The organism is Bordetella muralis, assembly GCF_965139205.1.
GTDB classification, from domain to species: domain Bacteria; phylum Pseudomonadota; class Gammaproteobacteria; order Burkholderiales; family Burkholderiaceae_B; genus Bordetella_A; species Bordetella_A muralis.
This window is the reverse complement of record NZ_CBCSIU010000005.1, coordinates 162,256-175,755: the sequence shown is the minus strand read 5'-3', so window position 1 is coordinate 175,755 and position 13,500 is coordinate 162,256. Positions and strand designations below refer to the sequence as shown.

Below are 13,500 nucleotides of genomic sequence, written 5' to 3'. Positions count from 1 at the left end.
GCCAACCCAGAAGCAACAGTCAGGTCGACGCGGGAGCCGCATTCCGCGTCGGAATCTGCCCGCGCGAGGCGACGAGATAGGCGTCGCGGGTGCTCTGGATATGGCCTCGCAAAATCGTTTGCGCGCGACGCGTGTCCAGATTGCGGATAGCCTCGACCACCACGCGATGGTTGTCCTGGCAATGCCTGACCTGAGCGTTGTCGACGGGCAGTCGATAGCGCAGAGCCGTAATCTGCGCTGAGACGAGCTTGAATGCGTCCTTGAGGTACCCGTTCTCGCAATGGTCCACCAGCGTGTTGTGAAAATCAGTGTCCAGCCGGGGAAAGGCAGCCTGATCATTGCGGGCAAACGCTGCACCCATATCCTCTAAACATCTATCGAGCGCATGTACCAGCGGTCCGTGGCGGTGCTTCATCGCGTCGGCCAGGGCTTCGCATTCAATCATGGAGCGAAACTGGCAGATATGCGCCACCTCGGTGTCATTGAGCTGAAAAACAAAGGTGCCGCGCTGTGGGTGGATTTCTACCAGTCCTTCGAGCCGCAAGCGTAATAACGCCTCACGCACCGGGGTCTTGCTCATGCCCAGCATGTTCGATAAGACGAGCTCGGACAACGCCTCGCCAAACTGCAGGGGGCCAGTGACGATAGCGCTGCGGATGCGCTCGACAGCGAGGTCGGTGAGCGATTTCGGGCGTTCGACGGGTTCTGCAAAATTCATGGGGCCGCCTACTGTGGGATAGCGTGCATCTTACCATTATTGCGATGAGCGAGTCGGCAGCTGAACATATGATATCTGGTATATCAGATGAAAATATCCGCTCGGCGCTGGACGCCAAAAATAATTATAAGTCATTGTTTTTTAAGTAAATTAACAATGAAAATACGCCGTTTTTACGAGGATTGATATCCCGGGTTTTTACTGATGAAGAATCTGATATATCAGGTACCATGTTCGTTCTTCATTTTCTAAGACGTGACCGACAGGCCCTTGGCTTGATGCGGTCCAAGGCCCCATGAAATATCTGCAGAAATTCAGTGAGATCGTGTTGGTGCTGGGTCTAGGCGGGATGGTCGTGATGGTGTTCGGCAACGTGGTGCTGCGCTATGGATTTTCCTCGGGCATCACGTTTTCAGAGGAAGTGTCGCGCTTCATTTTTGTCTGGATCACCTTTCTCGGCGCCATTCTGGCGTTTGCTCAACGTGGCCATATCGCCATGGAAAGCCTGACGCGCCGTTTGCCGCCTGCCACACAGCGCATCGTGGCAATCGTGTCGGCGTTATTGATGCTCGGGTGTTGTGTGCTGATGGTGATCGGTGGCTGGAACCAGACAGTGATCAATCTGGCGAATTTCGCTCCTGTTTCCGGCATTCCCCGCGGTGCGATCTATGCCGCGGCAGTCGCGGCCGGTATCTGCCTGGGGGGACTCATCCTGCGTGATCTCTGGCGCCTGTTACGCGGAGCCTCGCTGGATCAATTCGAGCAGCATTCGACGACTGAATAGGGCCGGGGCGCAGGACATGACCATACTTGTCTTTATCCTTTCCCTGCTCGGCGCAATGGCGCTGGGTATGCCCATCGCGTTTGCGTTAATGGTCTGCGGCGTCGCGCTCATGTGGCAAGTCGGAATTTTCGACGCGCAGGTGTTGGCGCAGAATCTGGTCGACGGCGCCGATAGCTACCCGCTGATGGCCATTCCGTTCTTCATGCTCGCGGGTGAACTGATGAACGCAGGCGGCTTGTCGCGCCGCATCGTGGACGCGTTGCTCAGCCTGGTCGGCCATGTGCCGGGTGGCCTGGGATATGTCGCGGTGATCGCCGCCTTGATCTTGGCCAGCCTTTCCGGTTCTGCGATTGCAGACACAGCCGCGCTGGCCGCGTTGTTGATTCCCATGATGCGAGATGCGGGCTACAACGTCCCGCGCGCAGCCGGTCTGCTTGCCGCAGGGGGGGTGATAGCCCCCGTTGTACCGCCCTCAATCGGCCTGGTGCTGTTCGGCGCGATCGCGGGCGTGTCGGTGAGCAAGCTCTTCATGGCCGGCATCATTCCAGGCATCACCATGGCTGTTGCACTGATGGTTACCTGGTGGTGGTTATGTCGCAACGATGCGCCGCCAGTACGCCCACGCTGCAGCCGTGCAGAAACCTTCCATGCTATCCGGCAGGCGGGGTGGGCCATGATATTGCCTGTGATCATCATTGTCGGCGTGAAGTTCGGCGTATTCACGCCGACCGAGGCAGGCGTGGTCGCTGTCGTTGCCGCCATGTTGATCGGTGCATTTGCCTATCGTGAGTTGACCTGGAAAAGTATCTATCACTGCATGGTCAGCGCTGCCAAGGTATCGGCGGTCGTGATGTTCCTGGTTGCTGCCGCGTTGATCTCGGCGTGGCTCATCACCGTCGCCAACATCCCCGATCAACTCATCGAGCTGCTGCAGCCGTTCATCGATCGTCCCGTGTTGCTGATGATCTTGATGCAGCTCATCGTCTTTATCGTGGGCACGGCCTTGGATTTCACGCCTACCATCCTGATCCTGACGCCGGTGCTCATGCCCATCGTCAAACAGGCCCATATCGATCCGGTCTACTTCGGCGTGATATTCGTCATGAACAATGCGATCGGCCTGTTGACGCCGCCGGTCGGTAACGTGCTCAACGTGGTGTGCTCGGTAGGCAAGGTGCCCATGAATGACGTTATCCGAGGGGTGATGCCCTTTTTGGTGGCCGAAGCCGTGGTGCTGCTGCTAATGAGTATTTTCCCTTCTCTGGTGCTTGGTCCGTTACGTTGGCTGCACTGATTTCACCGCTGATTCATTCAATAAATAATATCGGAGACTCAACATGCGCAAGCTCATTCTCAACGTCCTGTTGGCCACCGGAGCCGTGGTGTTCAGCACAGGTGTCCACGCACAGATGGTGGCGAAATTCGGCTATGGCGCGACGGAGGATCACCCTCAAGGCGTCGCAGCTCGCAAATTTGCCGACCTGGTAAAAGAAAAGACCAACGGCCGTATCACCGTGAATACCTTCGGCAGTGGCAAGCTGGGCTCCGATCCCTCACTGCAGTCCCAGGTTCAAGGAGGCACGTTAGAGTTCATGACTGGCCCCACGTCGAATCTGGTTGGTCAGATCAAGGGGTTCGCGCTTTTCGATTTGCCCTATTTGGTCGCCAATTACAAAGAGGCCGACGCATTGCTCGACGGTCCGCAAGGCCAAGCGTTATTGGCCAAGCTCGATAGCGTGGGCCTGGTGGGACTGGGCTACCAGGAAAACGGTTTTCGCAGCATTACCAATTCCAAACACCCCATCACCAAGCTGGAGGATCTCGCGGGACTCAAAATCCGTGTCATCCAGAATCCCGTTTTTATCGACACATTCAAAGCACTGGGAGCGAACCCTGTACCCATGCCCTATACCGAGTTGTACGGCGCACTCGAGTCGCGTGCGGTTGACGCGCAAGAAAATCCCGTCGGTTTGATTGCCTCTGGCAAGTTCTACGAAGTTCAAAAGTATTACTCATTGACCGGCCATGTGTACTCGCCCTTTATCGTGATCGGCAGCAAGAAATGGTTCGACAAATTGTCGGACGCCGATAAAGCTGCAGTACGCGAAGCCGGCATCGAAGCCAGCAAATTCATGCGCCAACTCGAGCGCGAACAAGAGGTCAAGCTGCGTGCCTCATTGGAGGCCGAGGGTCTGAAGATCAACGAGCTAAGCCCCGAAGAATTGGCTCGCTTGCGTGAGGCAGTCAAGCCGGTAGTAGCAAAGTACGCGACAGAGCTGGGCGTCGATATCAATCAGTTGCAGAGTTCGCTCAAGTAATCCGCTGAATTAACTCGTTCGTACCGTCATGCGCCGGCGCCATCCGTACAACGCCAGCGCAATCGCTACCAGTACAAAGCCTATCGTGGTCGAGACCGGATCGGGATACACCAACGCGAAACCTGCCACGATCAACATCGTGCGCTCGAATGCGTTGACCCGATCCAGCAGCCATCCTTGAAAGCCAATCGCCAATGCGAAAATACCGCTTGCTGCAGTGAACGTGACAGCGGCGACGCTCCACCAGTCAGCTCCCGCCAGGGCTTTGGTCGAACCCATCAACAACAACCCTTGGCCACTGGGGTCGAGCACGAAAATAAAGGGCACGAGAAAGGCCGGGATTGTGTATTTCCAACACTGCATGGTGGTCTTGTACGGGTCTCCGCCGGTGATCGCCGATGCAGCGAATGGCGACAGGGCAGTGGGCGGTGAAACTTCCGACAAGACGGCGTAGTAAAAAATGAACATGTGCGCGGCGAAATCTGGCACGCCGAGCTTGATCAACGCGGGCGCCGTGATGACGGCGCAGATGATGTATGACGCCGTCACAGGCACGGCCAGGCCGATGATCCAGACGACCAGCGCGGTATAGATCGCCGTCAGCAGCAACGACCCGGCCGCGTAGTCGATGACAATGCCGCTGAATTTCAGGCCGAGTCCAGTCAGCGTGACGACGCCGACGATGATGCCCGCGCCGGCACATGTCGCGCCTACGCTCAGCATTCCGAGCGAACCGGCTTTCAACGCCTGTATCAGCGGTGAATTGAACAGATGATCGGCTACCCGCCCCTTGCCGCGGAACAGATCGCGCGAGATCATCGCCGTTTCCGGACGCAAAAAACTGGTCAGGAAAGACACCACCGTGGCCCAGAATACAGACAGCACAGGCGAGAAACCCAGCAACATGAACGCGATGATGGAAACCAGCGACAGAAAGTGATACCAATACCGCCGCGTCAGATTCCAGACTGTGTCTACGCGCTTGATGTCGACGTTGTGCATCCCGTACTTGTGCACATCGATCTCGACCATGAAAAACAGCGCGAGATAAAAGAGCAACGTCGGGATGACCGCCATCAGCAGCACGTCCAGATACGAGATGTGCAGGAACTCGGCGATGATGAAAGCCGCAGCGCCCATCACGGGCGGCGAGATGATCGCTCCCAAACCACCCGCCGACAGCAGACCGCCTGCCGCATTACGCGCATAGCCGACTTTGGCCAACATCGGCCATGCCACGGTACCTAGTGTCACTGTCGTCGCTACGCCCGAGCCTGACGGCCCGCCCAGCAGGAAAGAGGCCAGCACGACGGTGCGTCCTGCCCCGGCAGGTTTGCCCCCCATGGCCGAAAATGAAAAGTCGATATAGAACTTGCCTGCGCCGGAGAACTGCAAGAAAGCGCCAAAAATCGTGAACAGAATGATCAACGACGAAGACACGTCGACGGCTACTCCGTAGATGCCCTCTAGCGTCATGTACATGAAGCCCACCAGCCGCCCCAGATCGTAGCCCCGGTGCGTCCAGGGATGCGGCAGATAGTTGCCCAGAAAGGCGTACAACAGAAAGCAGCTCGATATGACGGGTAGAATCCAGCCTATCGTGCGACGCATTGCTTCCAGGACCAACAGAATCAAGGCCGAACCGAATGCGATGTCCCAGGCATCGGGCATGGTATTGCGGTCGGTGAACTCATCTCCGCCCAGCAGCAGATAGACCACGATAGCGACCGCCAGCGCCGCCATCAACCAATCCCACCACATGATGCGATGCCGATAACGTTTGGCGATGGGGAACATCAGAAAGCACAGCGCGAGCACCATGCTCACGTGCAATGGGCGCAACGCCTGCGTGGGCACGATCGCGTAGGCAGCATATAGGTGGAAAAGCGACATCAATACTGCCAGCGCTGCCAGAGACACGCCCAGCTTGCCGCCGATATGATTGATCGCGCCTTCTTCTTCCTCGATGTATTGCTCGGCCTTGCGCAAGGCCTCGTCACTGACCTGTGCGGAATTCTGTTCTTGGGATTCGATCATGCCGGGGCCTCTCTTCCAGGATGCGGTTACGGCCGTGGTGTGCCGATGCCGGCCCGCCTGCGGCGAGACCGGCATGATGCGTAGCCTGCTTAATCAAGCGAGGCGCCGCGCTCCTGGAAATACTTGGCCGCCCCGGGGTGAAAGGGAATGGGGCTGGCGGCCGACTTTTGCTTGTCGAGCGCAAAATCCGCCGTGATCTTGTGTACGGCGATCAGATCATCACGGCTTTCAAAGATGGTCTTGACGATGTTGTAGGCCGTCTTGTCATCCATCTCCTCGTTAGCCACCAACAGGTTCATCACGTTGGCATTCTTGTTGTCGGTCTTCATGCCGCGATAGACGTCTTTACCGATGACCGATTGCACGTAGAGTTTGCCGTACTTCTCGTTCATGGCTGGCACCAGTTCGGCGTTGTCTATCATCAACAACGTGGTGCCCGGTGTGTTGGCCAAGTCTGTCACCGCTGCAGTGGGCAGGCCCCCAACCCAAAAGAACGCGTCGATCTTGTTGTCTTTCAGGGCGTTGACCGATTCGGCCACGCTCAGGCGTTCGCGTTGGACATCCTTGTCACGATCCAGTCCGGCAGCCTCCAACTGGCGAAACGCCATGACTTCGGTCGCGCTGCCGGGCGATCCCGTCGAGATGCGTTTGCCTTTCAGGTCGGCGAATTTTTCTATGTTTTTGCCCTGCAGCGTGACGACATGCATGCTGTTCGGATACATGATCATCAGCGTACGCAGTGCCTGTTTATTCCCCTTGAATTTGTCTTTCCCCTGATAGGCGTCCAGTGCGGCATCGGACATGGTCATACCGATATAACTGTCATCTGACCCCACCAGTTTGAGATTGTCCACCGATCCGCCGGTGACTTCGGCCGTGGCCTCCAGGCCTGGGACTTTTTTGGACAGAATGGATGCCATGCCCCCGCCGATCGGGTAATAAACCCCGCCCGTGCCGCCCGTTGCAATGGAGAGGTTCTCGGCCCCTGCCGTTTGCACGGCCAGCAGTGAGAAACCCAGGATACATGCAAACCTCTTTATTGAAAGCTTCATGCGGTCTCCTTGTGCGCTGGGTCAGACATCACCGCTAGAGGGGCGTCCGCCCGTTTGCGCTTTTTGCTTGTGTGGACTCGGGCGAGTCCTGCCCTTGTTTAACTCGCGGCCAAGCGAAGCGTCAATCGGGATTTTCTCGCCGCACGGTGGCACAACAACGCCTTGCCCTCGGCCTCACAAATCCTGGAAGGTCAAAAAATACTATAGTAGTTGCGCGAAAATAGGCGGCGCATACTGGAAAGTATTCCCATATATAAAAATAAACCCATCCATTCAAAAACCGGAGACATGATGGCTGATCGTTTGGCAGGAAAAATCGCGTTGGTGACAGCGGCGGGCCAGGGCATAGGCCGAGCAACGGCCGAATTGTTCATCGCGGAGGGCGCGCGCGTCATCGCCACCGATCTCAAACCGGACTTGCTGAGTGACCTCCGTGGTTGCGAGGCGCGGCAACTGGACGTGACGGATTCCCGGGCGATCAGCGCGCTGGCGGCCGAGTTGGGCGATATCGATGTGCTGTTCAATTGCGCGGGTTATGTCCATGACGGCAATATCCTGGGTTGCGATCGCCAGGCCTGGGATTTTTCCTTTGCGTTAAACGTCACCGCCATGTATGAGACGATCCGCGCGTTTTTGCCCGGCATGCTGCGTCGGGGCCGTGGTTCTATCATCAACATGGCCTCGGCTGCGTCCAGCGTCAAGGGCGTGCCGAATCGATTCGCATACGGCGCCAGCAAGGCCGCCGTGGTCGGCTTGACCAAATCCATCGCGGCGGATTTTGTCGGGCAGGGTATACGCTGCAACAGTATTTGTCCCGGCACGGTCGAGTCGCCGTCCTTGCAGGAGCGCATTGCCGGCCAGGCGGACAAATACGGAAAGTCCGTAGAACAGGTGCGGGCCGATTTCGTGTCCCGCCAACCTATCGGGCGGGTGGGAAAACCGCAAGAAATTGCCGCTCTGGCGTTGTATCTTGCCTCAGACGAGTCCAGCTTTACGACTGGCACCACGCAGATCATCGACGGCGGCTGGTCGAACTGAACCGAGTAGAAAGTCCTGCATCTTGATAAGGAGTTTGTGTTGAAACTGTTGCGATACGGCCCTGTGGGCCAGGAAAAACCCGGTCTGTTGGATGCCCAAGGCGTCGTGCGTGATCTGTCGGGCGTGTTGCCGGATATCACGGCCCAGACCTTGTCACCCCAGGCGCTGGATACACTGCGCAAGCTCGATCCGGGCAGTCTGCCGGCCGTGGCACAGCCCGGCCGCATGGGCACGCCCTATGCCGACCCCGGCAAGTTTGTCTGCATAGGTCTGAACTACAGCGATCACGCTGCCGAGACAGGCGCCGAGCCACCGGCCGAGCCCATACTGTTCAACAAATGGTCCCGCGCATCGGGCGCCAACGATCCCATCGTGCTGCCCAAAGGCTCCGTGAAAACGGACTGGGAAGTCGAGTTGGGCGTGGTGATCGGCACCAAGGCGCGATACGTCACCCTGGAGGAAGCGCTCAAGCATGTTGCCGGCTACTGCGTGATCAACGACGTGTCCGAACGCGAATATCAGATCGAGCGCGGCGGCACCTGGGACAAGGGCAAAGGCTGCGATACGTTTGGCCCGATCGGTCCGTGGCTCGTGACCCCGGACGAGATCGCTGATCCGCAAAATCTGGCCATGTGGCTCGAGGTCAATGGCAAGCGCTTCCAGGACGGCAGCACCAAGACCATGATCTTCAACGTGGCGTATCTCATCCACTATGTCAGCCAATTCATTACCTTGTACCCCGGCGACCTGATTTCCACGGGAACGCCGCCTGGTGTGGGCCTGGGCCAAAAGCCACCTGTGTATCTCAAGGACGGCGATGTGGTGCGGCTGGGTATCGAAGGGCTGGGCGAGCAAACGCAGCGCGTCCATGCTTGGAACGCCGAGTTGCTGGACTGATGGGTGTTCTCGCCGCAGGCATGTACCTGCGGCGAGCGTTGTATGGCGCGTTGCAACGCGGCAATGTGTTGCGGCGTGCCGTGACGTTTTCCAGAAGGGCTGTTCAATCCACCGATGCGCGCGCGCAGCTCAGCTGCCTGCCGCATGAATCATGAAATCCCGAAACGCGCTCGCCGGCCGCGCCATGGCCGCGCGCGGATGCCACAACAACCCGGCATCCATTGGCGGCACCGCATCGGGCAACGGAATCGCTTCGATCTTCTTGCCCTCTAGCGACCAGGGCCGATACACCATATCCGACAGAATCGTGACGCCAAACCCGTGCGCCACCAGGCCGCGCAGCGCCTCCATGGATCGCGTGCGAAAAGCAATATCGGGCTGTAATCCATGCGCCCGCCAATAACCTAGCGTAGAGCGTTCGCCCTCATCCATCTCGAGCAGAATATAGGGCAGCTTGGACACATCGGCGAGGGACGGCGTGGCTTGTTCTAGCAACGGATGACCGGCAGGCACCCACAACTGCCGGCGCGATTTGACCAATACGTGTTTGCTCAGCGTGTTGCGCGTATCCGAATTAGACAGCAGGGTCACACCGAGCTCCACATCGCCGCTCGTGATGGCAGCCTCGATCTCGGGGCGGTCCATATCCACCAGGTCCAGCACGATATCGGGATAGCGGCGGCGAAAGCGTGCCAGCAACTCGGGCAAAAAATAGCCCAGCACCGTATAGGACGCCGCAATCCGGACCGAACCGCGCAAGGTATAGCGCTGGAATCCGGGCTCGCGCAGCGCATCATCGAGAGCGTCCAGGATTTCGCGCGCGCGCTGATGGAAATGATGCCCCTCGGGTGTCAGCGTGACGCCATGCGGATGACGATCAAACAGGCGAATGCCCAATTGGGCCTCCAGCGCCAGGATGGCGTTGGTCACGGCCGACTGCGATACATGCTCGTCGGTCGCCGCCATCGACAAGCGGCTTGTGCGTGCAGCCGCGGTGAAATAACGCAATTGCCGTACGGTGACGTCTTTAGCCATGCGGTCTCCGGATATTAGTTTTATATATACCAGCTAACTGAATATATGAATATACGATAACCAGCGGGCTTTCTACACTCCTAGCAAGCCAATCAATAGGCATCAGGAGACACAGTGAACGCCCCATTGCCCACCCATGTCACGCTGGACGATAAATATACGCAAGAAAGCGGCCGCATCTATCTGAGCGGCACACAGGCCCTGGTACGGCTGCCCATGCTGCAACGGGCGCGCGATCAGGCGATGGGGCTGAACACCGCGGGTTATATCTCCGGCTACCGCGGCTCGCCGCTGGGCGGGCTGGATCTGGCGCTCTGGAAAGCCAAAGGCCATTTACAGTCGAATGACATCGTGTTCCAACCCGGGCTGAACGAAGACCTGGCCGCGACGGCCGTCTGGGGAACGCAGCAACTGAATCTATTCCCCAACGCGACGCGAGATGGGGTATTCGGCATGTGGTACGGCAAAGGGCCGGGCGTCGATCGTTCTATCGACGTGCTCAAACACGCCAATTCCGCGGGTACAGCAGCCCACGGGGGCGTGCTGCTGTTGGCAGGCGACGACCATGCCGCCAAATCGTCAACCGTGGCGCATCAGTCGGAACATGTCTTGATTGCCGCAGGCATCCCCGTGCTGTATCCGTCGAATGTGCAGGAATACCTGGACTATGGTCTGCACGGCTGGGCGATGAGCCGCTATACCGGCTTGTGGGTGGCGATGAAATGCGTCACGGACGTGGTCGAATCCAGCGCCTCGGTCGAACTCGATCCTGCGCGTGTACGCGTGGTATTGCCCGATACCGAACTGCCCGCGGGGGGATTGAATATCCGTTGGCCGGATACGCCCGTGGCGCAAGAGACCCGTTTGTTGAATCACAAATGGTACGCCGCGTTGGATTACGTGCGTGCCAATGGCCTCAATCGCGTCGTGCTGGACGCGCCGGATGCGCACTTCGGCATCATGACGGCGGGCAAAGCCTATCTCGACGTGCGTCAGGCGCTGATAGATCTGGGGCTGGACGACGAGGCCTGTCAGATCGCGGGCATTCGCTTGATGAAGGTCGGCTGCGTCTGGCCCCTCGATGCGCAGGGGGCGCGTGCTTTTGCGACAGGCCTGAAAGAAATCCTGGTGGTCGAAGAAAAACGCCAGATCCTCGAGTACGCACTAAAAGAGGAACTCTACAACTGGCGTGATGATGTGCGGCCCCGTATATTCGGCAAATTCGACGAGCGCGACAATGGCGGCGGCGAGTGGTCCATGCCGCGTGGCACGCCGCTATTGCCCACGGAATACGAGCTTTCGCCTGCGCTGATCGCCCGCGCAATTGCTGCACGCCTGGACAAGGCAGCTTTGCCTGACGAACTCAGGGCTCGCATCGCCGCGCGCCTGGCCATCATCGACGCGAAAGAGCGCGAGGCCGCCAAGCCCATCATGGTCGAGGAGCGCAAGCCCTGGTTCTGCTCCGGCTGCCCGCACAATACGTCGACGCGCGTGCCCGAAGGCTCGCGTGCTGTCGCCGGTATCGGCTGCCACTATATGGCGATATGGATGGATCGCAATACCGATACCTTCAGCCAGATGGGCGGCGAGGGCGTCGCGTGGCTGGGGCAAAAGGACTTCACCAGCGAGCGCCATATTTTTGCCAATCTGGGAGACGGCACGTATTTCCATTCGGGGCTGTTGGCTATTCGCGCCGCCGTGGCCGCCAACGCACCCATTACCTACAAGATCCTGTACAACGACGCCGTCGCGATGACAGGCGGCCAGCCCGTCGATGGCACACTGACCGTGCCTCAGATTGCCGCGCAGGTCCTGGCCGAGGGCGTCAACCGAGTCGTGGTCGTCAGCGACGAGCCCGATAAATATCATGGAGCGCTGCAGTTGCCCGCCAATGTGGCGGTCCACCATCGCCAGGAACTCGATGCCGTGCAGCGCGAGTTGCGCGATATCCTGGCCACGACGGTGTTGATCTACGATCAGACTTGTGCCACCGAAAAACGCCGCCGCCGCAAGCGTGGCGATTACCCCGATCCGCTGCGCCGCGCCTTTATCAACGAGGCCGTATGCGAGGGCTGTGGCGACTGTTCCGTGCAATCCAACTGCCTGTCGGTCGAACCCTTAGAGACGTCGATGGGCAGTAAGCGGCGCATCAACCAGTCGTCTTGCAACAAGGATTTTTCCTGTGTACAGGGATTCTGCCCGAGCTTTGTCACAGCAGAGGGCGCCACGGTGCGCAAGCCCCGTCCGGTAAACACGGCGACGGCGTTGGCCGAGGCCCCCGAGCCGGCCATCGTGCCGCTGAAAGCCGGCCACGCTCATCGTCTGGTCGTAGCAGGCGTCGGCGGCACGGGCGTGGTCACCATCGGCGCCTTGCTGGGCGTGGCCGCCCATATCGAAGGCAAGGGCGTCACCGTATTGGACATGGCCGGGCTCGCCCAAAAGGGCGGCGCCGTGCTCAGCCACGTGCAGTTGGCGTCGACACCCGAGGACTTGCAGGCTACGCGTGTTGCCTTGGGCGAAGCCGATTTGGTGATCGGTTGCGACGCCTTGGTCGCGGCCTCGCCCGAGGTCTTATCGCGTTTGCGCCCCGATGGCGGCCGAGCCGTGGTCAACAGCACGGCTGCACCGACGGCCTCGCTGCTTTCTCAGCCCGCGTGGACATTTCCTGGCGCCCAGGCAGAGGCCGCTTTGCGCCGCAGCACCTCGGGGCAATGCGATTTCATTGAGGCGGGCCCATTGGCAGAAGCTCTGTTGGGCGACGGCATCTATGCGAATCCTCTACTGTTGGGCTATGCCTGGCAAAAGGGCAGCATCCCGCTATCGCGCGACAGCCTGCATCAGGCCATCAAACTCAATGGCGTATCGGTAGAAAAGAACCTCGCCGCTTTTGAACTGGGCCGTCAGGCAGCGCACCATGGCGTGGCTGCATTACGTCCCGCCAAGCCGGTAGCCGTATTGCCTGAATCCCTGGATACCACGATTCGCCGTCTGGCAGATCATTTGCGTGCCTATCAGGATGAGGCCTATGCACAACGCTATGTGAACGCCGTAGCCGCCATCCGTGATCGCGAGTCCCGCTTGCCGGGCGAGGCGATATTGACGCGTGCAGTGGCAAAGAATCTGGCCAAACTGATGGCATACAAAGACGAATACGAAGTCGCGCGTTTGCACACCGATCCGACATTCAAGCAGCGTTTGCGAGAACAATTCGAGGGCGAGCCGGGCAAGGATTACCGTGTGATTTACCACTTGGCGCCGCCCGCATTGAGCGGTGGCAAGAAACGGGCCTTCGGACCCTGGGTCGAATGGGTATTCCGCGCGTTGGCGCCAATGAAGCGTTTACGTGGAACAAGCCTGGATTTTTTTGGCAAAACCGCTGAGCGTCGTATGGAACAAGCCCTGGTGCGCGATTATTTTGACCTGATCAATGAGTTCGGCCAGAGCCTCGACGCACTGAATCGAGATGCCGCAGTCCAGCTGGCCGAACTGCCCGACAGCATCCGCGGTTATGGCCACGTCAAGGCGCGCAACGTAGAGCGAGCCGCCGCGCGGCGTGAGGCATTGCTGCGGCAGTATCGCGAGGGTTCAAGCGTCGCAAAGGCGGCTTAAGCCATCGAGTAC

General features: G+C 58.8%; 10 protein-coding genes. 6 read left to right on the top strand and 4 right to left on the bottom strand.

Annotated elements, in window-relative coordinates:
• Positions 1–19: 19 nt before the first annotated feature.
• Positions 20–718, bottom strand: coding sequence for a GntR family transcriptional regulator (locus tag ACNA0I_RS10550; RefSeq protein WP_415805954.1), 699 nt, complete (start codon positions 716–718; stop codon positions 20–22).
• A 295-nt stretch (positions 719–1,013) separates the two neighbouring features.
• Here ACNA0I_RS10550 and ACNA0I_RS10545 point away from each other — a divergent pair, with 295 nt between their 5' ends.
• From ACNA0I_RS10545 to ACNA0I_RS10535, 3 genes are read left to right on the top strand one after another with little or no spacing between them, the layout of a single operon-like run.
• On the top strand, positions 1,014–1,502 hold the full coding sequence (locus ACNA0I_RS10545) for a TRAP transporter small permease (RefSeq protein ID WP_415805953.1): 489 nt from the start codon (positions 1,014–1,016) through the stop codon (positions 1,500–1,502).
• A 16-nt stretch (positions 1,503–1,518) separates the two neighbouring features.
• On the top strand, positions 1,519–2,796 hold the full coding sequence (locus ACNA0I_RS10540; RefSeq protein ID WP_415805952.1) for a TRAP transporter large permease subunit: 1,278 nt from the start codon (positions 1,519–1,521) through the stop codon (positions 2,794–2,796).
• Between the two features lie 43 nt (positions 2,797–2,839).
• The gene (locus ACNA0I_RS10535; RefSeq protein ID WP_415805951.1) at positions 2,840–3,820 is read left to right on the top strand and encodes a TRAP transporter substrate-binding protein; all 981 of its coding nucleotides are present in this window, start codon (positions 2,840–2,842) and stop codon (positions 3,818–3,820) included.
• A gap of 9 nt (positions 3,821–3,829) precedes the next feature.
• Here ACNA0I_RS10535 and ACNA0I_RS10530 read toward each other — a convergent pair whose 3' ends face one another.
• Together ACNA0I_RS10530 and ACNA0I_RS10525 are read right to left on the bottom strand one after the other, a co-directional pair.
• Positions 3,830–5,857 (bottom strand): TRAP transporter permease, encoded by a 2,028-nt coding sequence (locus ACNA0I_RS10530; RefSeq protein WP_415805950.1) that lies wholly within the window; start codon positions 5,855–5,857, stop codon positions 3,830–3,832.
• A gap of 89 nt (positions 5,858–5,946) precedes the next feature.
• On the bottom strand, positions 5,947–6,909 hold the full coding sequence (locus ACNA0I_RS10525) for a TAXI family TRAP transporter solute-binding subunit (RefSeq protein WP_415805948.1): 963 nt from the start codon (positions 6,907–6,909) through the stop codon (positions 5,947–5,949).
• A gap of 291 nt (positions 6,910–7,200) precedes the next feature.
• On the opposite strand from ACNA0I_RS10525, the gene ACNA0I_RS10520 reads away from it, so the two are divergent.
• Together ACNA0I_RS10520 and ACNA0I_RS10515 are read left to right on the top strand one after the other, a co-directional pair.
• The gene (locus ACNA0I_RS10520; RefSeq protein ID WP_415805947.1) at positions 7,201–7,947 is read left to right on the top strand and encodes an SDR family oxidoreductase; all 747 of its coding nucleotides are present in this window, start codon (positions 7,201–7,203) and stop codon (positions 7,945–7,947) included.
• Between the two features lie 39 nt (positions 7,948–7,986).
• Complete coding sequence (locus ACNA0I_RS10515; RefSeq protein WP_415805946.1) at positions 7,987–8,844, top strand: fumarylacetoacetate hydrolase family protein; 858 nt, start codon at positions 7,987–7,989, stop codon at positions 8,842–8,844.
• Positions 8,845–8,973: 129 nt separating this feature from the next.
• Here the strand turns inward: ACNA0I_RS10515 and ACNA0I_RS10510 are convergent, their stop codons facing one another.
• Positions 8,974–9,879 (bottom strand): LysR substrate-binding domain-containing protein, encoded by a 906-nt coding sequence (locus ACNA0I_RS10510; protein WP_415805945.1) that lies wholly within the window; start codon positions 9,877–9,879, stop codon positions 8,974–8,976.
• A 114-nt stretch (positions 9,880–9,993) separates the two neighbouring features.
• Between ACNA0I_RS10510 and ACNA0I_RS10505 the strand changes: the two genes are divergently transcribed.
• Entirely contained in the window at positions 9,994–13,488 is a 3,495-nt protein-coding gene (locus ACNA0I_RS10505; protein WP_415805944.1) for an indolepyruvate ferredoxin oxidoreductase family protein, read from the top strand.
• Positions 13,489–13,500: the final 12 nt, after the last annotated feature.

What these genes read in the sequence shown, in the direction of transcription:
- ACNA0I_RS10535 (WP_415805951.1), top strand. Translation starts at nt 2,840, where the DNA reads ATGCGCAAGCTCATTCTCAACGTCCTGTTGGCCACCGGAGCCGTGGTG.
- ACNA0I_RS10510 (WP_415805945.1), bottom strand. Translation starts at nt 9,879, where the DNA reads ATGGCTAAAGACGTCACCGTACGGCAATTGCGTTATTTCACCGCGGCT.
- ACNA0I_RS10545 (WP_415805953.1), top strand. Translation starts at nt 1,014, where the DNA reads ATGAAATATCTGCAGAAATTCAGTGAGATCGTGTTGGTGCTGGGTCTA.
- ACNA0I_RS10530 (WP_415805950.1), bottom strand. Translation starts at nt 5,857, where the DNA reads ATGATCGAATCCCAAGAACAGAATTCCGCACAGGTCAGTGACGAGGCC.
- ACNA0I_RS10550 (WP_415805954.1), bottom strand. Translation starts at nt 718, where the DNA reads ATGAATTTTGCAGAACCCGTCGAACGCCCGAAATCGCTCACCGACCTC.
- ACNA0I_RS10520 (WP_415805947.1), top strand. Translation starts at nt 7,201, where the DNA reads ATGGCTGATCGTTTGGCAGGAAAAATCGCGTTGGTGACAGCGGCGGGC.
- ACNA0I_RS10540 (WP_415805952.1), top strand. Translation starts at nt 1,519, where the DNA reads ATGACCATACTTGTCTTTATCCTTTCCCTGCTCGGCGCAATGGCGCTG.
- ACNA0I_RS10525 (WP_415805948.1), bottom strand. Translation starts at nt 6,909, where the DNA reads ATGAAGCTTTCAATAAAGAGGTTTGCATGTATCCTGGGTTTCTCACTG.